Origin of the sequence: Streptomyces sp. GbtcB6 (assembly GCF_019091475.1) — a bacterium.
In the GTDB taxonomy this organism is placed as follows: Bacteria; Actinomycetota; Actinomycetes; order Streptomycetales; family Streptomycetaceae; genus Streptomyces; species Streptomyces hyaluromycini.
The window spans coordinates 1-22,823 of the sequence record NZ_JAGXJL010000022.1; the positions used below are offsets into that span (position 1 = coordinate 1).

Sequence of the window (22,823 nt, forward strand, 5' to 3'; positions counted from 1 at the left end):
ACACCGCCCAGAACACCAAGCTCCTCGCCAGCGGACAGGCCACCGTCAGCCCCGTCGCCGAACAGGACGTCATCCAGGCCCGCGCCAACGGGATCGACATCACCGGCGTCTCCTCCTACTCCGACGCCGGCCTCGACATCCTGATGACCAACAAGGACATCACCGACCTGACCCAGCTCGACGGCAGGACCGTCGGCCACAAGGGCTATGTGCCCGCCTCGGTCCGGGCGATGCTGGTCAAGGCCGGCGTGAAGTGGGACTCGCTCAAGCTGGTCAAGGAGGGCTACGACCCCTCCGTACTGCCCCGAAAGCAGGGCGGACTCGAAGCGCTCACCGGATTCGTCTCCAACGAGCCCAACCAGCTCAAGGCGGCCGGCCACGACGTCACCGTCTGGAAGCCGGTCGACTACGACGTCCCCAGCTGGCCGGGCGCGATGGCGGTCAACCCGGCCTTCGCCAAGGCCCACCCGCACGCCGTCGAGGACATCCTGCGCGCCGCGTTGCACGCCTACGACTACTGCGGGGCGAGCGCCGCCCACACCACCGAGTGCGTCGGCTACGCGGCCGGCCTGTCGGGACCCACCTACGACAAGAAACTCAATGCGACCATCTGGCAGACCGAGACCCAGGTGGTGAAGGACAACCCGACGCCCGGACAGCCGCTCGGCGGCATCGACCCGAAGAACGTCACGGCGCTCGTCGCCATGCTGCACCAGTTCGCGATCGTCCCCGCCGACGTGACCGCCGACAAGGCCGCGACATGGTTCGACACGTCGTACGTCAAGAACATCTACACGGACGGCAAGCTCGTCTGGCCGGCTCCGTGAGCGGCAGCGCCCCGTAAGGGGCGCGGGGCTGTATCAATTTGCGGCTCCGCCGCGCGGGCGCGACCAGCCACGACGGCGCCGCAGCCGACCGACGACCCACACCCGCAGGAAAGGCCCGCAACGTGCCCACGAAAGAGTACGGAATCTTCCTCCCCATCGGGAACGGCGGCTGGATGCTCTCCACCACCGCCCCCCACCCCGAGGCGAGCTACGCCTGGAACAGGCGTGCCGCCGTGCACGCGGAGGCCATCGGCCTCGACTTCGTGATGTCGATGGCGAAGTGGCGCGGCTTCGGCGGCAGCACCGACCACTGGGGCCGCTCGCTCGAATCGATGACCATGATGGCCGCCCTCGCCGAGGCGACCAGCAGGGTCAGGATCTGGGCGACCCTGCACGCCAACGTCCACAACCCCGCCGTCGCCGCGAAGATGTTCGCCACCCTCCAGGACATCTCCGGCGGCCGCGCCGGCATGAACATCGTCAACGGCTCCTACGCGGGGGAGTTCGAGCAGTTCGGCCAGTGGGACCCGGAACTCAGCCACGAGGACCGCTACCGGATGACGGAGCTGTGGACGGAGGCGGTCACCCGACTGTGGGCCGAGGACTCCGTCACCATGCACACCCCGTACTTCGACCTCGTCGACTGCGAGTCCCGCCCGCATCCGGCCGTCCGCCCCACCCTCATCAACGCGGGCCGCTCCGAGGACGCCCGCCGCTTCCAGGCCCGGTACGCCGACGGCGCCTTCCTCGCCGCCGAGAGCCTCGACGAGATGCGCATGCTGTCGACGGACGTCCACGAACGGGCGGCGGCGGCCGGCCGGGTCTGCAAGACCTACTCGATGCTCACCGTCGTCCAGGACGAGACCGACGAACTCGCCGCCGAGAAGGTCAGGGCATGGGGCGCCGGCCTGGACCGGGAGGCCCTCGCCCGTATGCGCAGCACCTGGGGCATCCCCGAGGAGCAGGCCCGCGCCTGGGCCGAGGGCGCGGACGGGGAGGCCGCGTTCCAGACGCCGTACGTCGCGGGATCGGCGAGCACCGTCACCGACCACATCGAGTACATCGTGCGCGAGGCCGACCTGGACGGGCTCATGCTGATCTTCCCGGAGTACGACGAGGACATGCTGCTGTTCGGCAAGACCGTGCTGCCCGAACTGCGGGCCCGGGACGAGGTGGCCGCCTGATGCCCGGCACCGGCCTGCGGGAGAGACAACTCGCCCGCCTCGCCCGGCCCGGCAGCGGGCCCGCCCTGGTCGTGGTCGACGTACAGCGCGACTTCGCCGAACCGGAGCGCCTGGCCGTATACGGCCCGACGGACGACGCCCTCGCGGCCGTCGACCTGGCCGTCACCCGCATCGAGCACCTCGTCGCGGCCGCGCGCGAACTCGACGTCCCCGTCGTCTGGGTCGAGCTGGGCAGCGACCCGGCGCGCCCCTGGCGGGCGGGCAACTGGCTGCGCGGCGGCGACTACGACGCCCCCATGGGCCCGGACGAGCCGTGCGTGCTCGGTTCGCCCGGGGCCGAGTGGTTCCGGCCACGGCCCGCCGACGGCGAGACGAGGGTGGTCAAGCGCGGCTACAGCGGGTTCCTCGGCACCGACCTCGACGCGCGGCTGCGCGCGGCCGGCCGCGGCTGGCTGACCGTCGTGGGCCTGACCAGCGAGTGCTGTGTGTACGCGACCGCCCAGGACGCCGTACAGCTGGACTGGCCGGTCGTCGTCCCCCGGGACGCCACCGCCGCCTACGACCTCGACGTCAACACCGCCGCCCTGGTGCAGCTGGGACTGAACGTCGCCGTACTCAGCGACGCCGACGAGGTCGTCGGCCTGTGGAAGCGGGGCGCCCGGTGACCGGCATGCACATCGGCTTCGACCTCTCCTTCACCCACACCGAGGGCGCCTGGGCCCGGCCCGGCTCCTGGATCGGCACGGACTTCCCCGACGTCCGCCTGTACATGGAGCTGGCCAGGACCGCCGAACGCGCGGGCGTCGGCCTGCTGTTCTTCGGCGACGGCAGCGGCATCCCCAGCACCTGGCGCGGCAGCATCGCACCGGCCGTGGAGTGGGGCATCCAGTGGCCGCGCCACGACATGTCCCCGGTGATCGCGGCGATGTCCACGGTCACCGACCGCATCGGCTTCGGCCTGACCTACTCCTCCACCTTCATGCACCCGTTCTACGTCGCCCGGCTGCTGAACTCGCTCGACCATGTCACCGGCGGCCGTATCGCCTTCAACGTGGTCGCCTCCACGCGCGGCGCGGACGCGGCGAACTACGGCTTCGGCGAGCTGATGGACCATGACCTGCGCTACGAGCGGATGGAGGAGTTCGTCGCCGTGTGCCGTGCGCTGTGGGACTCGGTGGCACCCGACGCGATCGTCCGGGACCGGGCCACCGGCCGCTTCGCCGACCCGGCCAAGGTGCACCCGATCGACCACAAGGGCCGTTTCTTCACGGTCAAGGGCCCGCTCGCCTCCGTACCCAGCCCGCAGCACCATCCACTGGTCGTCCAGGCGGGCAACTCGCCCCGCGGCATAGCCGCCTCCGCCCGCTTCGCCGACCTGGTCTTCGGCTTCGGCGGCAACCTCACCGCCCAGCAACGGCACCGCAAGCTGCTCGACGAGGCACTCCTCGCCGAGGGCCGCGACCCGGCCGGCGTCGGCATCCTGTGGGCCACCCAGGTCATCGTCGGCCGTACGGCGACCGAGGCACGGGCCCGCCGCGACGCGCTGCAGGCCTTCTGGAACGACGAGGCCGTCGCCACCTACCTCTCCCACAACATGGGCTACGACCTCGCCACGCTCCCGGAGTCCTTCCGGCTGGGCGAGCTGCGGGACGCGATCGTCGCGGCGAACGCCAGCCCGGCCGGTCTCGTCGGCTCGCTCGTCGCGGAGTTCGGCGCCGAGCGGAAGATGAGCCGCGCGGAGTTCTTCGCGCACGGCCGCGGCCGTGCCACCGGCCTCGACCACGGCATCGTCGGGGATCCCGGCACCGTCGCCGACGCACTGGAGGAGAACTTCGCGGCGACCGGATCGCGCGGCGGCTACATGTTCTCCAGCCCGCTGGCCATGCCCTCCGGCTTCGCCGACATCGCCGAACTGCTCCTCCCCGAACTGCGCCGCCGCGGCAGCCTCGCCCCGGCCTACCCCGGCAGCACGCTGCGCGAGAACCTGGCGGTGTGAGATGACCGCAGGGAGCGAGCGGCGCGACTGGCTCGCCCTCGCCGGCATCTGCGCGGGCTTCTTCATGCTGCTGCTGGACAGCACCGTCACCTCGGTCGCCCTGCCCGCGCTGATCAGCGGCCTGCACACCACCGAGACCCTCGCGATCTGGGTCAACAGCGGCTATCTCATCGCCTGCGCCGTCCCCCTGATCGTCGCGGGCCGGCTGGGCGACCGCCACGGCCACCGGCGCGTCCTCCTCCTCGGCCTCGCGGCCTTCACGCTCGGCTCGCTGCTGTGCGCGCTCGCCCCCACCGCCGCGGCCCTCATCGCCTGGCGGGTGGTCCAGGGCATCGGCGCCGCGCTGATGACCCCGCAGTGCCTCACCCTCATCAGGGCCCTGTTCCAGCCGCCCCGCCTCGCCGTCGCGCTCGGCGTGTGGGGTGCGGTCGGCGGGGCCGCGGTGGCCGCCGGCCCACTGCTCGGCGGCCTGCTCGTCGCCGCCGGCGGCTGGCCCGCGGTGTTCTGGGTCAACGTGCCCGTGGGCATCGCGACGATGGCCGCCGTGACCGCGTTCGTACCCGCGCTGCCCCGGCAGGGGGCCGTCATCCCCGTCTGGGCGGTCTGCGCGAACGCGGCCGGTGCCGGGGCACTCGTCCTCGGCGTCCAGGGCACCGACGCGACCCGCGCCGACGTCTGGGGCATCCCGCGCTGGCTGCTCGCCGCCCTCGGCGCGCTGCTCGTCGCGGCCGTGGTCCGGCTCCAACGCCGCTCAGGCCGACGGGCGTTGGTCCCGATCGCCTTGCTGCGCAGCCGTGGCTTCGTCACCGCGGCCTGGGGTGCCGCCGCGGCCTCCTTCTGCTCGGGCTCGGCGATGATCCCGCTGATGCTCTACCTCCAGCGGGAGCGCGGGCTCGCCCCCGGCACGGCGGCGCTCACCCTCGTACCGATGGGCGTGGTGTGCGTGCTCGGCGCCCCGCTCTCGGCCCGCCTCAACAACGGGATCGGCCCGCGCGCCGTGGCCGTCGCCGGCTCCGCTGCCCTCGTCCTCTCCGTCGGCGCCTCGGCGGCACTGGTCGCGACGGACGCGCCGATCCCCGTCCTGACCGCCGTCTTCGCGGTGTACGGGGTGGCCAACTCGTTCGTCTGGTCGCCCTTCTCCATCGCCGCCGTGACCACGGTCGGCCCGGACGAGGTCGGAGCGGCCTCGGGAACCTTCAACGCCGGGAAACAACTCGGCGCGGTCCTCGGCAGCGCGGTCTGCGCCGTCCTGCTGACCGGGTTCGGCTACGCCGCCACCCTCGCCGTGCTCGCCGCCGCCGGCCTGCTCACCCTCCTCGCCGCCAGCCTCCTGCAGACCGGCCACCACCCCGGGGCGGGACCTCCCGGGACCAGCACCGCCACCCCGCAACTGCCCACAGGAGTCGCCTGATGAAGACTGCCGCCGTCACCGACAACCACCGCCCCGCCCGGCGGGGCCCGGCCGTGCCCGACGCGGCGAAGGCGAGGACCGCACGATGACGACCCCGGCAGGCTTCACCTCGGACCCCGGCGACATACAAGGGGCGTTCTCCGCGTTCCCGTCCGGCGTCGCCGCCCTCTCCGCACGCGTCCACGGCGAACCGACCGCCATGATCGTCTCGTCGTTCGCCGTCGGCGTCTCCCACCGCCCGCCGATGGTCTCCTTCGCCATCCAGCACACCTCGACGACCTGGCCGACGCTCGCCCGCGCCCAGACCATCGGTGTCTCCGTCCTGGGCGAGGAACACAGCGGCAAGGCCCGCCAGCTCGCCTCCCGCAGCAAGGAGGGCCGCCTCGTCGGCCTCGGCACACTGGAGACGGCGACGGGCGCCATCTTCCTGGAGGGCGCCCCGATCTGGCTGGAGTGCACCGTCGAGCACACCTACCCGGCCGGCGACCACGACATCATCGTGCTGCGCGTCCTCGCCATGATGACGGACGACGACCGGAGTCCGGTGGTGTGGCATCGGCGGGAGCTGAAGATGCTGGCGGGGTGAGGAGGGGGGCGGCGGACTCGTCCGCCGCCCCCCTCCTCACCCCGCACCTCCGGTCAGGTGACGGGCGGCTCGATGTCCGCGTCGATCACGCGCCACGCCGTGACCGACCGGGTCATGGAGTGTTCGGCGCCCAGTTCCTTGCTGTCCCGCGCCCGCCGTTCGGCTTCCTCGTGCAGGGGATCCGCCTCGCCCGATCCGACCTGCCGGAGCAGCACGGCGAGGTTCGAGGCCCCGGCGATCGTCAGATAGTGGTCGGGGCCGAGTACGGTGCGCAGTCCCTCGTACGCTCCGCGAGCCATCGCGACGGCCTCTCCGTGGCGGTCTTCCTTCTGCGACAGGTCCGTCGCATGGTTCAGCATGCAGGTGAGGGTGTACGGGTGCTCGGGGCCCAGCAGGCGCTGGAAGCGTTCGAGGGTCTGCTCCGACAGCCGGAGCGCCTCCGCGCGCTCACCCGTGAGGCGCAGCAGGATCGCCAGGTTGGTGGCGCTGGTGAGGGTGAACACGTGGTCCGCGCCGAATCGTCGCTCGTAGCGGTCGAAGGTGTCCCTGGCCAGGTTCCGCCCGTCGACGGCGTCGCCCCGGTCGTACCGGTCGGCGCAGAGGTTCGTCGCGACGGCCAGGGTGTCGGGGTGGTCGTCACCGAGCACTTTCCGGCACCGGTCGTACGTTTCGTTGGTCAGCGTGTAGGCCTTCTGGAAGTCGCCGAGGCGGCGGTACAGGATGGCGGCCCCGAGCGAGGCCCGGAACGTGACCAGGTGATCGTCGCCGAGCGCGCGCCGGCTGCGCTCCAGGGTGTCCTCGATGAGTTTCAGCGCCTCGTGGAACTCGCCCGCGGCGCGCAGGTCGCGCGCGTAGTTCGTGGCCGAGTTGAGGGTGGCGCGCTGGTCCGGGCCGGAGATCTCCTGGAACTGCCTGAGGACTTCGCGGTTGGTGGTGCGCGCGGCCTCCCGCTTGCCGGAGAGGAACTCCGACACGGCGAGGTTGTTGGCCGCCGACAGCGTCCGGATGTGGGATTCGGAGTACACGCGACGGGCCCGCTCCAGCGTGTCCCGGTCGCTCTCCATGGCCTGCTCGTAGCGTCCCGCACCGCGTAGGTCGGCGCCCAGGCTCATGGCCGCGTTGAGGGTGTACATGTGGTCCTCGCCGAGGACGCGGCGCCCGCGTTCGTAGGCGTCGCGGGTGATCTCGAACGCCTCGGGCAGCCGGCCCTGGTCGCGCAGGGCGTTGCCGAGCTCGGTGCGCAGCTGGATCACCAGCGCGTCGTCGTCCCCGAACTGCGCGGACCAGGTGCCCAGCACCCGTTCGGCCGTCTGACTGGCCGTCGCGGGGTCGCCGCTGCGCCACAGATAGCGGACCGTGTCGCAGATCCACTGCCGTACCTCGGCGTCGTCGCTCTCCTCGGCCTGCGTGGGCCGCAGGTGGGGCAGCAGCGCCGCGTACTGACGCCAGTTGTCGGTCTCATCCGGATTGCCGGGGTTGCCCTCGCCCAGGACGGAGTGGACGCGCTTGCGCATCTCCTGCTGTTCCTCGGCACCGAACTGGTCCCTCAGGACGCGCTGGACCAGCCGGTGCAGGGTGAGGGTGCTCGCGCGCTCGTCGATCTGCGCGAGCCCGTTGCGCTTGATCTCGCCGTACAGCGGGATCATCATCTGCCGGTTGGCCAGGCCCACGTCGTCGCGTTGCAGCAGTTGGCGGGAGGTCTTGTTCTCGAGCAGGCTCTGCGGGATGGGATCCGGGCCGAAGAACGCGCACAGCTGGAGGAGCGCGGCGGCCGCGGGCATCCGCTCCCGCAACTGGTTGAGCGAGAGCAGCCAGGTGGCCGCTGCGGGAGTCGGGTATTCGGGCGCAGGCTGACTGCGCAGGATCTCGGTCATCTGGCTACGAAGCATCTCCACGTAGGTGTCCACGGGCAGGGCCGACTGCTGGAGCGAGGCCGCGGCGAGGCTGACGGCGAGCGGGAAGTCCCCGAGTTCGTCCGCTACCTGGTTCGCCTCCGCCCACTCCAGACGGCGGTTGTAGCGACGGAGCAGGTCCACGCTCTCGTCCCGGCTGAAGAGGTCGACCTCAAGACGCTCCGCGCGCTCGTCCCACCCGGAATTACGGGAGGTGATGAGGACGTGCCGGCCCGGTCCGCTGTCGGGAAGCAGCTCGTTCAGGTCGGCGGCGTTCTCGGCGTTGTCGTAGACGAGAAGCCATCGGGAGTAGGGAGGCGTGCCGCGGCGCAGCCTGTCCAGCACGTCGTTGCATATCGCGCGCAGGTCCTTGCCGCCGATGGCCAGCCCGAGGTGCTCGGCCAGTGCACTGAGGTCCTGCCGGATCTGCTGCCTCTCGGAGGCGTTGATCCACCAGACCACGTCATAGTCCGTTGCGAACCTGTGTGCGTATTCCAGGGCGATCTGCGTCTTGCCGACGCCGCCCAGCCCGTAGAGGGCCTGCGGCAGTACGGCGGTGGCACCGCCCGAGAGCAGGCTGTCCCGCAGCCGTTCGATCAGCGCCCGCCGGCCCGTGAACACGGCGTTGCGCTGCGGCAGCCGGGACACTTCCGGAGGAGTGCCCGGGAGCCTGGTGGACGAGACCGAGCTCGCCGCGATACGCCCGGCACCGCCGCCGGAATGCTGGTCCCGGTCGGCGTTGGTCAGCAACCGGAACACGGCCTCTTCGGTGGAGACTCCGACGAGACTGACGGCCGGCGACGTCGTGGAGAAACCCGCCGGTAGCGAGGAGTCGTCGATACGCACCGGGATGACCATGCCGTTCTCGCCGTTCGGATCCCTGCGGTTGACGCGTTGCCAGATGTCCCGGGCCTGCTCCAGTGCCGTGTAGTGCGGGGAGAGCAGCACGACGAGGCGCGCCTCGCCGGCGAGGGTGCGCTCCACCCCGGCCAGTGCCGTGGAGGCGGCCGAGAGATCCGCGGCCTCGACCGGCGCCAGCTTCGCCTCGAAGCCCGCCGCCCGGAACGCGGCGGCGGTCCAGTCCGCCCACAACCGGTCGGGAGCGGCGTAACTGATGTAGAAGTCCTTGCGGTTGATGGGCGAGTTGCGCTCGTACTCCCGCCGCAGCCGCTGACGGTAGGTCTCGGACATGTTGCCCAGCCGGGTCACCTGGTTGTCGGTGAGCCGGGCGGTGAGCCGTTCGAAGGCGGTGAGGAGCGTTCCGTCCTGACGGCGTTCCCCGACGGTGGCGGGGATCTCCTCGTAGGCGTAGCTGGCCTTGTACGGGATCTCGACGCTGTTCCAGTAGGCGTCGCGCTCGTCCTCGGGAATCCAGTCCAGGTACCGGGCGAACAGACTGCGGGCCTGGTAGCGCCCGGCCTCCAGGCGGTCGCGGCCGGCGTCCTCGACGCGCATGGGCACCGGCACGATACGGATGTGGCGCTGGGGGTTGGACTGCAGGCGGATCGACTCCGCCACCTGGACGGCGCCGTTGACACCCTGCCGGCTCAGGGTGAAGCAGTCCACCACGACGTCGGGCAGCACCATCGTGCAGATGCCCGCCGTGTCGCTGAAACCCGTCCTGCTGTCGATCAGCACGTAGTCATAACGCGCCGTCATGTCCTCACGCAACGCCGTCAGCAGGTTGTTGCCACCCACGCGGTAGAACTTGCCCCAGTCGAAGGTGCCTACCTTGACGGCGTACGTCGCCGGGTCCTGCGCACCGGCGGGCAGCAGGTCGAGTTTCCCGCCGGGCGGCAGCCGCAGGTCCGTTCCCACGATGTACTCGTCGATCGGGGCATGCTGTCGGCGCCCGACGGCGTCGGGCGGTGGGGGTACGAGCGCGCCGCCGCTCTCGGCCAGGGAGCCCACGGCCGGGGCCGTCGCCTCCTGGGTGAAGTCCTGGACCATCTCGATCACGCCCGACGTCTCGGTGAGATCGGGGTCGGCTAGCAGCGGCTGCAGGTACGTGTGGAGTCCCGGGGCCTCCAGGTCCCAGTCCACCACGAGCACACGCAGGCCGTTGCTGGCCAGGATCCAGGCGGTGTTGACCAGCGCCATCGTGCGCCCTGTGCCGCCCTTGAAGGAGTAGAAGGTGATGATGGTGCCCCGGCCGTGGTCGTCATGGGTCATCGGTCCTGCTCCTTGCTCCGGCTCTCGAAGGTGTGGGGCGGATGGCGGGCACGACATTCAGGATGGGCAAGGGCGCGGGGGCGGTCCGGTGCACCTCCTCTTCTCCCAGGAAAGAGAAAAGGTGGTTGCTCGCCTTGGCAACGACCGCATGGAGGAGACCGTCGAAATCGTCTGATAAAGCACCCAGCTGGACCAACGGCAAGGGCTCGCCGGCGCCGCTCGCCCAGTTCAGCGGGAACGCACCGCGTACCGTCTCCCAATAGGCCTTGCTCTGTGACGACTCGCCTGCCTCGTCCGCTCCGCACGGGACGATGACGACACTGCCGGGATGGTTCTCCCGGTCGTACGCCCGAAGGGCGTTTCGATACGCCTCGTCAGCCGCGGCCCACGCCTCCACCAGGAGGATCGCGACCTGTCCCTGTGCGCGTGCCCTTTCGAGGTGCTGACCGAGCAGGTCCGAGACCGTCTCGGTCCGCACGGTCAAGCCGCTCTGTTCCAGAAGGTGCTTCGCATGCGCGACCAGCGGTTCCTCGTGCTCGGCGTGGAACGGATTCCAGTCGGCGGGGCTGTCGCCGTGGCACGGGCACCGGGGGTCCGCCGAGTGGGGATGCGCTGTCGCGGCGGTCCGTGCGGCCACCAGCAGCACGGCGTGGCTGCCCGGCGCCGCGAGGTCGGACGCCGAGGGGAACGGGCCCGCGGCTTCCGGTGCCTTGAGATCGAGACCGTTCGCTATGGGGATGCGGAAGTGTTCCGCCGAGATCAGCACCTGCTGTGCGAGGAGCTTCACGATGCGCCGGTACTCGCCGCCCGGATCCATGACCAGAAGGCGTCTCAACCCCGACCGGGCGTAATCCTCGCCGAAGTCGATGTTCTCGTACTGTATGTGGTCGGCGCCGGAGGGTACGGCCGGTACGGGCTCCCACAGAACCGGGATGAGCGCTCGCGCGTCCACTCCCGTCACTTCGCGCAGGGTGCGCTGCCGGTCCTCGAACCCCTTCCACTCCCTGCCGCAGAAGTCGCTGCGGAAGTAGTCGGGGGTGTACAGGGCCACCATGGTGCGGCAGTGACCGACGGCATCGCTGAGGCTGGCGTTCCAGTCCTGGCCGACCTGGAGGGACAGGACGTCGAGGTAGGGCCGTCCGAAGGGTTCGCTGGTTTTTGCGCGCAAGTCGCGCAGTTCGGTGCAAAGATCGTCGTAAAACCGCTTGATCAGGACCCGGGGGCCCCGCCTGCGCGCATAGCTCAGGAAGAAATACGGTTCCAATGAGTCCCTGACCTGCAGCTTCCACGGGGTTCAAGTGGTGAAGCGGGTCACACTGCGCGCCTTGGAGGGTGTCCGGCGCCGGCGGAAGTGAGCACGAAACAATGGACCTCCACACCTCATCACCCCCCAACCGGTACCCCTCAGTCCTTGCCGTGATAGAGCAGTGCCGAGACAGCAGACAATACCCCCCTTGCTCCGCGCGGTACCCGGATCGGCAGGGTCCGAGTTCATAAGCACTATCCCCATCCCGGGAGCGTTCAACTCTCCTTGCTCTGTTGAGTACTTCTTCGACGGGGAGCGCGTGTCGGCCCGTGCCCGGCTCACAGGGGGCGCACCAGACTTTCGTTCATGCGGCGACGCATGTGGGCGATCAGGGCGGCCAGATCCGCGCAGTAGACCGAGGGGTTGGCGAATCCGGTCGCCGGATGATGGCGGTGGGAGTACAGGCCGCCCCCGCAGACGGTGGTGAACACGCAGTCCCGGCAGACCTGTCCGAGGCCGTGCGCGCCCGACTGCCGTCGGCGCATGGTGTCCGTCGACAGGGCTTCGGAGAAGGAGTTCCGGAAGACGTCGAGTCCGGTGGCCGGAGCGCCGGGCGCCACGACCTTGAGGGAGTCGGAGTCCTCCAGGGTTCCGTCGGACTCCACGACCACGAGATCATGCGGCGTCAGTCCGAACGCCTCCGCGTTCACGGGGTCCCCGAACAGACCGGACATGAGTTCCTCGAACATGCGCACCCGCGTCTCCCGCCGTGGTGCGTCGAACCAGCGGTCGAAGACGGGGATCAGCCAATGGGCGTACGGGATCCGCTCATGCCGTCCCTCGGGGTCCGGCGGATGGCGCGGAGGTGCCGTCCGGTCCTCCAGACCGGGCGGCGGATGCCGCCAAGTTCCGTGCGGCAGAAGGAAGTCGACGCGCGGTGGGGCGAAGTCGAGGAGCGCCTCGTAGGTTTCGACGGGATCGTTGGCCAGATCCACGACGCACAGGAGACCGACGAACAGATCCCGGTACCTGGGGCGGCCGAGAAGTCCCAACGCCGCGGCGACCTGTGCATGGCTGGGACGGCCGTCCGCGAACCGGCGGTGCCGGTCGTGTGCAGCGGGCGGGCCGTCGAGGCTCACCGTCACTTCGACCCGGTGATCGAGCAGCAGCTCCAGGACGCCCGGGGTGAGGAGCGTCCCGTTGGTCTGGAGCGAACAGTGGAAGCGGGTCACCGGGTCGAGGCGTTCGTGGAGGACGCCGAGCAGTTCGGAGAGGTGTTTCCTGCCCACCAGCAGCGGTTCTCCGCCGTGCAGGATGACCCGCACGGAGGGCAGCCGGTGCTCCAGCGCATGCTCGACGATGCGGTCCGCGGCCCGCCGCACGGTGTCCAGGCTCATGACGACGGGCCGTTCCCGCCAGCTCTGGTCGGCGGCGAAGTACACGTAGCAGTAGTCGCAGGACAGGTTGCACCGGCTGTGGATCTTCAACAGGAACTGGCGTAAGGGAACACCCGATGGACCCCCCGGTCCGGCGGGCCCGAGCTCCCGCCCGGTCACAGCGCGCTGTTGAAGACGACGTCGGCCGTTACCTGCGGACTGTCCGGTTTCTGAAGGTGGCGCTGTAGGGCAAGGCCGAACGCCGTGTTCGTGTCGGCCAGTGCCGCCAGCAGATCGGGCGAGAGCCTGTTGACTTTCACCAGGCATGCAGTGCGGCTGCTTTGCTGAGGCGCATCCATCGGTTGTTGCTCCCCCTGACCCTGAGCGTCTGAGTGGTGCCGAGTGCCGAGATGTCGCACCGATACGTTCCATGTCCATGCTCTGTCAGAGCTCTTCGCGCGTCCACCAGACCGTTGGGCCGACCGAAGAAAGATGCCTTGATCCTGTGTCAGGCGATTTCCGTGCGATACCTGGACATCTGTAGCACCGCGTTGTCGACGGCATCACGCATCCGCAACAGTATGACTGGCCTGCCGGCCCACTCCCCTTCCGCGAGAAGCCCCTTCGGCAGGCGTGCCCCGATCGCGGCGAAGTCCCCGTCGTCCAGCACGAGATCCTCGTACGACGTCCAGTTGCCCACGGTCCCGGTGACGCACCGGTAGACCTGTGTGGGCAGGGGCGGCCGGACCCGGTATTCGGCCAGGTGGAACGCGGTGCACGCGTCGAACCCCGCGCGCAGCAGCAGCACTTGGGCGTCCGCCTCGTACAGTGCGGCGAGCGGGGACTCCTCGCCCAGGTGGCAGTGCGCGTGGTGCCGGTCGAGCAACTCCGCCGCGCGGGGCCCCAGTCCGGCGAGCGAGGACTGCGGGTGCGTGCTGCGCCGGGCACCCGGCGTGGTCCGTATGGTCTCGGCCAGCGCTCCCATGGTCGGGCACGGCGTCTCGTCCGGCACGAAGGGCGGCATCTTCGCCCGGAACTCGCGTATCTCCTCCTCGGACCACCCCTCGACGAGCGTCCGGTGCACGCGCGAGGTGTCGGAGTTCTCCGGGGTGAAGGCGGGGGTGACGAGCGTGCCGTGCGGGCCGACCGCGGCCAGCAGCGCGTCCCGGACCTCGGACGGGCCCAGTCCGGTGCCGCTCAGGGAGGCATGGACCATCAGGACACCGCCGCGGCGGACACCCAGCGAGACCAGAAGCCGGGTCAGGCTCTCGGCGTCGGACATGGCCTTCCTCCTTGCGGGGCACGGCGACTTCGGGGCGCCGTGGCATGTCCGTCCCGCCACCCCTGACGGTGCGCCGATCACGTGCGGCCCCGCAGGCGGAACCAGGCTCGGTGCGTGAGGACCATAACCTCCCCCCGGGTGCGCCTCGTAGCCGGAGGGCGCGGGGACGGCGAGGAGGGCCGCCCGGTTCTACCCGTCCGCCGCGGCCGGGACCGCCTGCCCTGCCCCTGACCGGTTCAGGCAGGCCGGCCCCCGTCCGGGTCGTCGCGGTCCGCCGTCCGGCCGGTGGCGGCCGGCCCCAGCGAGCGTTCCGTCACTCCGGCCAGATGCCGTCCGAACACCCCCGCCGGGTCCGGCGTCAGCGTCCGCAGCGCCACCAGTGCCGTGATCACCACGTCGCACAGCTCGCCCTGTACGTCCTCCCAGGTGTGGCTGTTGCCCTTGCGGGGGTTCTGGCCGGTCGCCCCGATCACCGCCTGGGCGACCTCGCCGACCTCCTCGGTGAGCTTGAGCATGCGCAGCACGAGGCCGGTCTCGCCGCCGTGCCTCCGGTCGGCGTCCAGCCAGGTCCAGAGGTCCTCGACGGAGCTCCACAGGTCCGGGGCGTCCGTGGCCTCCGCAGGCGGTGTCGTCCGCTGTTCCGTCATGGCGGAGAGCCTGCCACCCCGCCCGGCCGCTAATCCTCGAACAGCGCCCCCTGCTCCCCCTCCTCGGCCCGCCGCACCCGCCGGTTCCGTGCGCCGATCACCGCCGCCGTGACCGCCGCCGTCACACCCAGCGCCGCCGGGACCATCCAGCCCCGGTCGAAGACATGCCCGAACGCGTGGTCCAGGGACAGCCGGCCGGGGCCCGCGACGGCCAGGCCCGAGGCCGTCAGACCCAGGGTCGCCGCGTACTCGTACCCGCCCGCCTGGGCGAAGAAGCCGTTCGGCATGTGCAGGGCGGTCGCGCCCGCCATCGCCCCGGCCGCCGCGGCCCCCGCCGCCGGGGTCGCCAGGCCCAGCGCCAGCAGCGTCCCGCCGCCCGCCTCCGCCAGCCCCGCCGCCAGCGCGCTCTGCCTCCCGGGCACGTACCCGACCGACTCCATGAACCGGCCCGTCCCCTCGATCCCGCCCCCGCCGAACCAGCCGAACAGCTTCTGCGCGCCGTGCGCCGCCAGCACCCCGCCGGTCCCCAGCCGGAGCAGCAGCAGGCCCACGTCACGTCGGTCGTAGCAGGTCACGGGGGCTCCCATCGGCGACAGCGGATCACGACGGTCTCCACCGTCGCACCCGGCACACCCGGTCGGCCCCTCCTCGCCGCCGTTCGGGTGGCGGGCCCCCGGTGCCGATGTGAGGCTGACTGACATGACGATCAAGACTGCCAAGCTCAGCGACCCCGCCGTCCGGGCCTTCGTCACCGCCGTCAACGCCAGCGACCGTGACAGCTTCCGCAGGCTCCTCACCGAGGACGCGACGATGGCGGACGACGGCTCCGACCGGAACCTCGACGACTGGATCGACCGGGAGATCTTCTCCTCCAACGGCCACCTCGACGTCGACAACGAGTCCAACGGCGGCCGCTCCCTGCTCGCCCACTACCGCAACGACACCTGGGGCGAGATGGTCACCCGCTGGGACTTCACGGTCGAGGACGACGGCCGCATCTCCCGCTTCGAGACCGGGGAGGCGTAGCGGCACGCCCGGTAACTCCCTTGCCTTGGTGTGCACTTCAACTCCTAGCGTCTCGGGCATGGAAACCGACAGCACCACCAGGACCCTGGGACGTTCCGGCATCCGCGTCAGCGCGCTCGGCTTCGGCTGCTGGGCCATCGGAGGCGAGTGGCAGGACGCCACCGGCCAGCCGCTCGGCTGGGGCAAGGTCGACGACGAGGAGTCCGTACGGGCGGTCCACCGCGCCCTCGACCTCGGCGTGACGTTCTTCGACACCGCCGACACCTACGGCGCAGGCCACAGCGAGCGCGTCCTCGGCCGAGCCCTCGGCAGGCGCCGGGACGACGTGGTCGTTGCCACCAAGTGGGGCAACGTCTTCGACGAGGGGAGCCGTACGCTCACCGGCAGCGACGACTCCCCGGCCCACGTCCGCCGCGCCCTCACCGCCTCCCTGGGCCGCCTCGGCACCGGCCACGTGGACCTCTACCAGCTCCACCTCTCCGACGCCGACCCGGCCCGAGCCGCCGAACTCCGCGACGTCTGCGAGGAGTTGGTCGACGAGGGGCTGATCCGGGCCTACGGCTGGAGCACCGACGACCCCGCCCGCGCCGCCGTCTTCGCCGAGGGACCGCACTGCACGGCCGTGCAGCACACCCTCAACGTGCTCCAGGATGCTCCGCAACTCATCTCGCTGGCCGAGAAGTCGGACCTCGCCGCCATCAACCGCAGCCCGCTCGCCATGGGGTTGCTGGGCGGGCGGCGGGCGGGCGCCGAGGCCGGCGACATCCGCAGCAGGCCGCCGGCCTGGCTGCCCGGGTTCGGGGACGGCGACGGCGCCGATCCCGCGTGGGTCGAGCGGATCGAGGCCCTGCGCGATCTCCTCACCAGCGACGGCCGGACCCTCGCCCAGGGCGCCCTCGCCTGGATCTGGGCCCGCAGTCCGCGCACGATCCCGATCCCCGGCTTCCGGTCGGTCGCCCAGGCCGAGCAGAACGCCGGCGCGATCGCGAAGGGGCCGCTCACCGCCGAGCAGACGGCCGAGATCGACCGGCTCCTCGGGCGGTGAGCGGCCCCGGCCGCCCACTGACCGCGGTCAGTAGCCCTGACCGCCGCCGTACTGCTGCACGTACGGCTGCTCGCCGTGGCCCTGCTGCGGACCGCCGTACGCCGCCGCCTGCTGCTGGCCGTGACCGGCCGCCGGCTGCTGCTGGCCGTGACCGGCCGCCGCCTGCTGTGCGTACCGCCGTCCGCCGCCCTGCTCGGTGAGGGTGATCTCGCCGGCCTTGATGGTGGCCAGGCGCGGGGCGCGGCGGGCGATGGAGGAGTCGTGGGTGACCATGATGAAGGTCAGCCCGTACTCGTGCCACAGGCCCTCGAGCAGGGCCATGATGTCGTCGCGGGTGCCCTCGTCGAGGTTGCCGGTCGGCTCGTCGGCGAGCAGCACCTTCGGCTTCTTCACCAGCGCGCGGGCGATCGCGACGCGCTGCTGCTGGCCGCCGGACAGCTCGGAGGGGGCGTGCGTGAGGCGCTCGCCCAGGCCCACCGAGCGCAGGGCCTCCGCCGCCCGCTCACGGCGGTCCGCCGGCTTGATGCCGAGCGGGACGAGGGCCGTCTCGACGTTCTCCTGGGCGGTGAGCGTCGGGATCAGGTTGAACGCCTGGAAGATGATGCCGATCTTCTCGGCGCGCAGCCGGGTCAGCTTGGTCTCGCTGATCCGGGCCAGGTCGACGCCGTCCAGCTCGACGCTGCCCTCGGTCGGGCGGTCCAGGCCGCCGATCATCTGGAGCAGGGTCGACTTGCCGCCGCCGGTCGGGCCCTGGATGACGAGCTGGTCGCCGTCCTCGATGGTCAGGTCGACGCCGCGCAGTGCCTCGACCGTCTCCTTGCCCCGCGTGTAGCGCTTGGTGACTCCGGTGAGTCTGTACATGGGTTCTCCACTGGCTGGTAAGGGGGTGGGGACGCCGCGTCCCGGGGGGAGTGGAAGCGGCGCCCCCGGTTCAGGGGGCCTTGATCGAGGGGGTTACGAGACGCTGCGCAGCGCGTCGGCCGGGCGCATCCGGGAGGCGCGCCAGCCGCCCATCGCGCCGGCGATCAGACCGCCGGTGACCGCGAGGCCGACCGCAAGGGCGATGGTGGTCAGGGAGACGGGTGCGGACAGCGCGATCTCCAGGGTGTTCTGGGAGGCCTGCTGGCCGGGACCGCCGCCGCCCGGACCGCCGCCCGCGCCGCCGGTGCTGCCCACCTGGGCGGTCAGCTTCGGGCTGATCGCGGTGACCGCGTAGGCCGCGCCCAGGCCGAGGGCGATGCCGAGGGCGCCGCCGATCAGGCCGTTGACCATGGACTCGCCGACGACCTGGCGGGTCACGTTGCGGGAGGGCCAGCCGAGCGCCTTCAGGGTGCCGAACTCACGCACCCGGCGGGACACCGCGGACGAGGTCAGCAGGGCCGCCACCAGGAAGGCCGCCACCAGGACCGCGATGGACAGCCACTTGCCGACGCTGGTCGCCAGGCTGGAGGCGGTGGAGAGGGAACCGGAGACGGTGGACGCCAGGTCGGCGGAGGTGGTGACCGTCGTACCGGAGATGTTGGCGGTGATCTCCTTCTTCACGGTGGAGATCTGCTTGGAGTCGGTCGCCTTGACGTAGATCGTGGTGACCTGGTTCTTGGCGTCGCCGAGGGTCTGCGCGACCTTCAGCGGGACGAACACGTCGGTGTCGGACTCGCTGCTGTCCGGGGTCGCGATGCCGATGACCGTGATCTTGGTGCCGGAGATCTTGAAGGTCGAGCCGACCTTGTACTTCTTCTCCTTGGCGTACGACTTGCTGACCACCGCGACCTTCGAGCTGGTCTGCGCGGAGGTGAAGGTCTTGCCCGAGGTGACCTTCATGGTGGAGAGGGGGCCGAGGCCCTGGTGGGCCACGTCGACGCCGACCACGGAGTAGCTGTTGACGTTGAAGTTGGCGCCGCCGCCCTGGACCTGCGGCTGACCGGTGGCGGTGCCGCCGCCCGGCTGGCCCTGGCCGCCGCCGCTGGTGCTGCTGCCGCTGGTGGTGGAGGACTTCGCCTTGCCCTGGGTGAAGGAGCCGTCGACCTTGGTGACGTTGAGGGAGAGCGCTCCGACCGCGCTCTCCACGCCCGTCTGGTCGGCGACCTTGGTGACCAGGGACGACTTCAGGGCCTGACCGCCCTGGGTCTGCACCCGGTCCGAACTCTGCGTGGAGCTGCTGCTGGACTTGGCGTCGAACTTGAAGTTCGGACCGCCGGAGCTGCCCGAGGTCGGCGCGGTACGGGCCTTGGTGACCGTCATGTCGGTCCCGAGGCCGTACAGCGACTTGAGGACCTTGTCCTGCGCCTGCGTCATGCCGGCCGACACCGAGTTGACCGTGATGACCAGCGCGATACCGAGCGCCAGACCCAGAGCGATGACCAGGGCCGCCTTCTTTCTGCGGCCAAGCTCGCGCTTGAGATAGATGCCAAACATCCCGTTCCTCGAAGGTTCTTGGCGCCCGCTGTGGACGCGAGCTCAAGCTAGGGAGAAACCTTTGAGCAGCCCTGGGTAAAAGATGTGTCAGAGCTGAGAAACGGGGAGGTCTTAGCAAACTTTCATAAGACAGGAAATTCCTGGGCGGGCTAGGGGGTACTGCCAGGTAGCCCCGGTGGCCTGCGGTGTACGGTCCCGGGATGCGCGATTCCTCTCGGCTGACACGGCGTGCCGCCCTCGGACTGCCGGCCGCCGCTCTCCCCCTGTCCGCGGCGGTCCCCGCCTCGGCCGCCACCGCCACGGCCACCGCGACAGCCACCGCGACGGCCACCGCCGTCATAGGCGGCGAGCGGCTGGCCCGCGGCGGCATACAGGTGCGCGGTGCCACCGGCCTGCCGAAGAAGATCACCGCCCGCGCCTGGCTGCTCGCCGACTGCGACAGCGGTGAGGTGCTCGCCTCGTACAACGCGCACCGGCGGCTGGCGCCCGCCTCCACCCTGAAGATGCTCTTCGCGGACACCGTGCTGAAGAAGTTCGAGCGGACCGAGCGCTACCAGGTCAAGGACTCCGACATCTCCGACGTCCCGGCCGGCTCCAGCCTGGTCGGCATCAAGCCCGGCCTCACCTACACCGTCGAGCAGCTGTGGCAGGGCGTCTTCCTGCGCTCCGGCAACGACGCCGTGCACGTGCTCTCCCACATGAACGGCGGGATCGCGAAGACCGTCGCCGAGATGCAGGCCAAGGCGGCCGACCTGCAGGCCCTCGACACCCATGTGGTCAGCCCCGACGGCTTCGACCACCCGGGCCAGCTCTCGTCGGCGTACGACCTGACCCTCTTCGCCAGGCACGGACTGAAGGACGACGACTTCCGCGGCTACTGCGGCACGCGGACCGCGGACTTCCCGGCGGGCGGCAAGAAGACCTTCCAGATCCAGAACACCGACCGCCTGCTCACGGGTGCCTGGGGGCTCGACGTCTACAAGGGCCTGTTCGGCGTGAAGAACGGCTACACCAGTCACGCCGGCAACACCTTCACCGGCGGTGCCACCCGGGGCGGCCGCACCCTGCTGGTCACCGTGATGCACCCGAAACCCGGCACCAACGCCGTGTACGAGCAGACCGCCGCGCTGCTCGACTGGGGCTTCGGGAAGGGGGGTTCGGCGCAGCCGGTGGGCACGCTGGTCGATCCGCTCAGCGAGGGCGGGGCGAGCGCGAGCGCGTCGCCGTCGAAGGGCAAGGGGGCCGCGGGGGCGGCCGGTTCGGGGGCGGCGGCCGGTTCGGCCTCCTCCGGGCCGTCGCCCTGGCCGCTCGCGGGTGGCGCGGCCGGAGCGCTCGCACTGCTGGGCGCGGGGACGTGGGCGCTGCGCCGGCGACGGCGGGCGGCCGGTGCCGCGGCCGCCCCCGACTCGGGTGACACACCGGCCGGTTGACGTCACGCGGCAGCCGCCCCACCCACCGGTGCGTACCCGCGGTCCCGCGCGGGTCCACCCCCACCCCGGTCCGGTGGAACGGCTGCCGCCTCCCCCCTCGGTGTGGTCGGCGGTCTGCGGAATGCCAGAGCCCCAACTGTGAAGTTCTGGTGGAGGAGAGTCGAGCATAGGCCCGTTACCGGCCGCAATACCGCGGACGTCAGAATTCCGGTTGTGCAGGTTGTGGATTGTCCGACTGAACGGCGGTTCAGCCCCGGCCCACGTACGGCATCGCCGTCGCCAGCACCGTCGCGAACTGCACGTTCGCCGCCGGCGGCAGCTCGGCCATGTGCCGCACGGTCCGCGCCACGTCGGCCACGTCCATCACGGGTTCCGGGGCGATCTCCCCGTTCGCCTGCAGCGCGCCGGTCTGCATCCTGGCCGTCATGTCCGTCGCCGCGTTGCCGATGTCGATCTGCCCGACCGCGATGCCGTACGGCCGCCCGTCGAGGGACAGGGACTTGGTCAGTCCCGTGAGCGCGTGCTTGGTCGCGGTGTAGGCGACGGAGCGCGGGCGGGGCGTGTGCGCCGAGACGGACCCGTTGTTGATGATCCGCCCGCCCTGCGGCTCCTGCTCCTTCATCTGCCGGAACGCCGCCTGCGCGCACAGGAACGCCCCGTTGAGGTTGGTGTCCACGACGTGCCGCCACGCGTCGTAGGGCAGGTCCTCGACCGGCACGTCGCGGGGGCCGTTGATCCCCGCGTTGTTGAACAGCAGGTCCACCCGCCCGAACCGGTCCACGGCCGCCGCGAACAGCCCGGTCACGTCGCCGGGTTGTGAGACGTCGGTCCGTACGGCGAGCGAGGCGCCCTCGGGCACCAGCGCCGCCGTCTCCTCCAGCGCCGCCGGGCGCCGGCCGGCCAGCGCCACCGACCAGCCGGCCCGCAGCAGTTCCGTGGCCACGGCCCGGCCGATACCGGAGCCGGCGCCGGTGACCACGGCGATCTTTGGTTGCTTGGTGTTCATGGGGTCGCAGCGTAGGCGCTCTGCTGGGGAGGGCCGCGTTATCTGGGTCGTCGGTTGTCTGCGGCTGCGTTGTGGCTGGTCGCGCAGTTCCCCGCGCCCCTTTGGGGGCGCTTTTTACTTCGGGGGCGCTTTCAGAGTTCGTTCGGGTAGCGCACGCCGATCTGGTCGCGGAGGGTGTCCAGGGTGCGCATCACCGCGAGGGTGCCGTCGAGCGGTACGAGTGGGGATTCGGTCTCGCCGGCCCGGAGCGCGCGCATGACCTCCCGGGCCTCGTGGCGCAGTGTGTTGCGCGGCCCGTCGGCCGGGTCCAGGGAGAACTCCTCCGGGTCGCGGCCATCGCGGTGCAGCACGAAGCGCTCGGGGTTGAAGAAGCCGTCCGGGATGTCGATGCGGCCGCGCGAACCGGTGACCGAGGCGGTGGTTCCGGTGCCCCCGACGATGGAGCAGTGCACCGACGCGAGAGCGCCGCTCTCCCAGGAGAGCAGTGCACCCGTCTGAAGATCGACGCCCTCGTCCGAGAGCACCGCTCGCGCCGACATCCCGTCCGGCTCGCCGAGCAGCAGGTGCGCGAACGACACCGGGTACACCCCCAGGTCGAGCAGCGCGCCCCCGGCCAGCGCCGGGTCCCGCAGCCGGTGCGCCGGCGGGAACGGGCCCTCCAGGCCGAAGTCCGCCTGCACCGTCCGCACCTCGCCGATCGCCCCGTCCGCGACCAGCGCCGTCAGCCGCCGCACCAGCGGGTTGCAGTACATCCACATCGCCTCCATCAGGAAGCGGTCGTGCTCCTTCGCCAGCGCCACGAGCTCCCCGGCCTCACGGCTGTTGACCGTGAACGCCTTCTCGCACAGCACGTTGCGCCCGGCCTCCAGACACAGCCCGGCGGCCGCCCGGTGCGCCGAGTGCGGAGTGGCGACGTACACGATGTCGACGTCCTCGTCCCGGGCCAGCGACTCCCAGTCGCCGTACGCCCGCCCGATCCCGAACCGCTCGGCGAACCCCGCCGCCGACTCCGGGGACCGCGAGGCCACCGCCACGATCTCCGCGTCGGGCAGATCGACCAGGTCCGCCGCGAACGCGGCCGCGATCCCGCCCGTCGCCAGGATCCCCCACCGCACGCTCCGCTCACCCATCCCGGCCGCCCGCCCTCGCTCGTGTGTTTCCCGGCAGTCTGTACGAGCTGAGAGCATATGCGGGGGCCGTCGGGATCCATCAAGGGCGGACCCGACCGCGGGACCGACGAAGCGCCCGACGAGAACCGCGAGACCTCACCAAGAGACCTTAC

19 protein-coding genes and 1 pseudogene are annotated in these 22,823 nt (G+C 71.1%); 9 read left to right on the forward strand and 11 right to left on the reverse strand.

What is annotated here, in order from left to right; all coding sequences use genetic code 11:
- The 6 genes from KVT45_RS31660 to KVT45_RS31685 form a co-directional block, all read left to right on the forward strand.
- Positions 1-827 (forward strand): ABC transporter substrate-binding protein (locus KVT45_RS31660; protein WP_217552573.1); only part of this gene is annotated, 827 nt, incomplete at its 5' end.
- 122 nt (positions 828-949) lie between these two features.
- A complete protein-coding gene (locus tag KVT45_RS31665) occupies positions 950-2,011 on the forward strand; it encodes an LLM class flavin-dependent oxidoreductase (RefSeq protein ID WP_217552574.1) in 1,062 nt (353 codons plus the stop codon).
- Positions 2,011-2,676: a cysteine hydrolase family protein gene (locus KVT45_RS31670; protein ID WP_217552575.1), complete on the forward strand. Its 666-nt coding sequence runs from the start codon at positions 2,011-2,013 to the stop codon at positions 2,674-2,676. Before KVT45_RS31665 ends, KVT45_RS31670 begins: the two co-directional genes overlap by 1 nt.
- A gap of 5 nt (positions 2,677-2,681) precedes the next feature.
- Positions 2,682-4,007, forward strand: coding sequence for an NtaA/DmoA family FMN-dependent monooxygenase (locus KVT45_RS31675; RefSeq protein WP_254647654.1), 1,326 nt, complete (start codon positions 2,682-2,684; stop codon positions 4,005-4,007).
- A 1-nt stretch (position 4,008) separates the two neighbouring features.
- Entirely contained in the window at positions 4,009-5,418 is a 1,410-nt protein-coding gene (locus KVT45_RS31680; RefSeq protein ID WP_217552577.1) for an MFS transporter, read from the forward strand.
- A gap of 85 nt (positions 5,419-5,503) precedes the next feature.
- Positions 5,504-6,004 carry a flavin reductase family protein gene (locus KVT45_RS31685; RefSeq protein ID WP_217552578.1) on the forward strand — a complete coding sequence of 167 codons (501 nt, stop codon included), beginning with the start codon at positions 5,504-5,506 and terminating at the stop codon, positions 6,002-6,004.
- Between the two features lie 53 nt (positions 6,005-6,057).
- Here the strand turns inward: KVT45_RS31685 and fxsT are convergent, their stop codons facing one another.
- The 7 genes from fxsT to KVT45_RS31715 all read right to left on the reverse strand — a co-directional run bounded on the left by fxsT (position 6,058) and on the right by KVT45_RS31715 (position 15,194).
- Positions 6,058-10,068, reverse strand: a complete 4,011-nt coding sequence (fxsT, locus tag KVT45_RS31690) for an FxSxx-COOH system tetratricopeptide repeat protein (RefSeq protein WP_217552579.1) — start codon at positions 10,066-10,068, stop codon at positions 6,058-6,060.
- The gene (locus KVT45_RS31695; protein WP_217552580.1) at positions 10,058-11,332 is read right to left on the reverse strand and encodes a TIR-like protein FxsC; all 1,275 of its coding nucleotides are present in this window, start codon (positions 11,330-11,332) and stop codon (positions 10,058-10,060) included. The genes fxsT and KVT45_RS31695 overlap by 11 nt, the downstream gene beginning before the upstream one ends.
- Positions 11,333-11,652: 320 nt before the next feature.
- The gene (locus KVT45_RS31700) at positions 11,653-12,870 is read right to left on the reverse strand and encodes an FxsB family cyclophane-forming radical SAM/SPASM peptide maturase (protein ID WP_308310919.1); all 1,218 of its coding nucleotides are present in this window, start codon (positions 12,868-12,870) and stop codon (positions 11,653-11,655) included.
- Entirely contained in the window at positions 12,867-13,049 is a 183-nt protein-coding gene (locus KVT45_RS56595; protein WP_254647638.1) for an FXSXX-COOH protein, read from the reverse strand. Before KVT45_RS56595 ends, KVT45_RS31700 begins: the two co-directional genes overlap by 4 nt.
- Before the next feature lie 149 nt (positions 13,050-13,198).
- Entirely contained in the window at positions 13,199-13,972 is a 774-nt protein-coding gene (locus tag KVT45_RS31705) for an aminoglycoside N(3)-acetyltransferase (protein ID WP_254647639.1), read from the reverse strand.
- A 236-nt stretch (positions 13,973-14,208) separates the two neighbouring features.
- A complete protein-coding gene (locus KVT45_RS31710) occupies positions 14,209-14,619 on the reverse strand; it encodes a MazG-like family protein (protein ID WP_217552582.1) in 411 nt (136 codons plus the stop codon).
- A 29-nt stretch (positions 14,620-14,648) separates the two neighbouring features.
- Positions 14,649-15,194 (reverse strand): DoxX family protein, encoded by a 546-nt coding sequence (locus tag KVT45_RS31715; protein WP_217552717.1) that lies wholly within the window; start codon positions 15,192-15,194, stop codon positions 14,649-14,651.
- Positions 15,195-15,318: 124 nt separating this feature from the next.
- On the opposite strand from KVT45_RS31715, the gene KVT45_RS31720 reads away from it, so the two are divergent.
- Together KVT45_RS31720 and KVT45_RS31725 are read left to right on the forward strand one after the other, a co-directional pair.
- Positions 15,319-15,645, forward strand: a complete 327-nt coding sequence (locus tag KVT45_RS31720; protein WP_089101295.1) for a hypothetical protein — start codon at positions 15,319-15,321, stop codon at positions 15,643-15,645.
- Positions 15,646-15,703: 58 nt separating this feature from the next.
- Complete coding sequence (locus KVT45_RS31725; RefSeq protein ID WP_217552583.1) at positions 15,704-16,690, forward strand: aldo/keto reductase; 987 nt, start codon at positions 15,704-15,706, stop codon at positions 16,688-16,690.
- Between the two features lie 189 nt (positions 16,691-16,879).
- Here the strand turns inward: KVT45_RS31725 and KVT45_RS31730 are convergent.
- Both KVT45_RS31730 and KVT45_RS31735 read right to left on the reverse strand, forming a co-directional pair.
- Positions 16,880-17,551 (reverse strand): annotated as a pseudogene (locus tag KVT45_RS31730) (ABC transporter ATP-binding protein); the annotation flags it as partial.
- 93 nt (positions 17,552-17,644) lie between these two features.
- Positions 17,645-19,105, reverse strand: coding sequence for an ABC transporter permease (locus KVT45_RS31735; protein ID WP_217552584.1), 1,461 nt, complete (start codon positions 19,103-19,105; stop codon positions 17,645-17,647).
- Positions 19,106-19,305: 200 nt separating this feature from the next.
- On the opposite strand from KVT45_RS31735, the gene KVT45_RS31740 reads away from it, so the two are divergent.
- Positions 19,306-20,535, forward strand: a complete 1,230-nt coding sequence (locus KVT45_RS31740) for a D-alanyl-D-alanine carboxypeptidase family protein (protein ID WP_217552585.1) — start codon at positions 19,306-19,308, stop codon at positions 20,533-20,535.
- 247 nt (positions 20,536-20,782) lie between these two features.
- Here the strand turns inward: KVT45_RS31740 and KVT45_RS31745 are convergent, their stop codons facing one another.
- Entirely contained in the window at positions 20,783-21,541 is a 759-nt protein-coding gene (locus KVT45_RS31745; protein WP_217552586.1) for an SDR family oxidoreductase, read from the reverse strand.
- Positions 21,542-21,672: 131 nt separating this feature from the next.
- Complete coding sequence (locus KVT45_RS31750) at positions 21,673-22,671, reverse strand: Gfo/Idh/MocA family protein (protein ID WP_217552587.1); 999 nt, start codon at positions 22,669-22,671, stop codon at positions 21,673-21,675.
- Positions 22,672-22,823: the final 152 nt, after the last annotated feature.

What these genes read in the sequence shown, in the direction of transcription:
- KVT45_RS56595 (WP_254647638.1), bottom strand. Translation starts at nt 13,049, where the DNA reads ATGGATGCGCCTCAGCAAAGCAGCCGCACTGCATGCCTGGTGAAAGTC.
- KVT45_RS31725 (WP_217552583.1), top strand. Translation starts at nt 15,704, where the DNA reads ATGGAAACCGACAGCACCACCAGGACCCTGGGACGTTCCGGCATCCGC.
- KVT45_RS31685 (WP_217552578.1), top strand. Translation starts at nt 5,504, where the DNA reads ATGACGACCCCGGCAGGCTTCACCTCGGACCCCGGCGACATACAAGGG.
- fxsT (WP_217552579.1), bottom strand. Translation starts at nt 10,068, where the DNA reads ATGACCCATGACGACCACGGCCGGGGCACCATCATCACCTTCTACTCC.
- KVT45_RS31740 (WP_217552585.1), top strand. Translation starts at nt 19,306, where the DNA reads ATGCGCGATTCCTCTCGGCTGACACGGCGTGCCGCCCTCGGACTGCCG.
- KVT45_RS31735 (WP_217552584.1), bottom strand. Translation starts at nt 19,105, where the DNA reads ATGTTTGGCATCTATCTCAAGCGCGAGCTTGGCCGCAGAAAGAAGGCG.
- KVT45_RS31680 (WP_217552577.1), top strand. Translation starts at nt 4,009, where the DNA reads ATGACCGCAGGGAGCGAGCGGCGCGACTGGCTCGCCCTCGCCGGCATC.
- KVT45_RS31720 (WP_089101295.1), top strand. Translation starts at nt 15,319, where the DNA reads ATGACGATCAAGACTGCCAAGCTCAGCGACCCCGCCGTCCGGGCCTTC.
- KVT45_RS31675 (WP_254647654.1), top strand. Translation starts at nt 2,682, where the DNA reads ATGCACATCGGCTTCGACCTCTCCTTCACCCACACCGAGGGCGCCTGG.
- KVT45_RS31670 (WP_217552575.1), top strand. Translation starts at nt 2,011, where the DNA reads ATGCCCGGCACCGGCCTGCGGGAGAGACAACTCGCCCGCCTCGCCCGG.
- KVT45_RS31710 (WP_217552582.1), bottom strand. Translation starts at nt 14,619, where the DNA reads ATGACGGAACAGCGGACGACACCGCCTGCGGAGGCCACGGACGCCCCG.
- KVT45_RS31705 (WP_254647639.1), bottom strand. Translation starts at nt 13,972, where the DNA reads ATGTCCGACGCCGAGAGCCTGACCCGGCTTCTGGTCTCGCTGGGTGTC.
- KVT45_RS31750 (WP_217552587.1), bottom strand. Translation starts at nt 22,671, where the DNA reads ATGGGTGAGCGGAGCGTGCGGTGGGGGATCCTGGCGACGGGCGGGATC.
- KVT45_RS31745 (WP_217552586.1), bottom strand. Translation starts at nt 21,541, where the DNA reads ATGAACACCAAGCAACCAAAGATCGCCGTGGTCACCGGCGCCGGCTCC.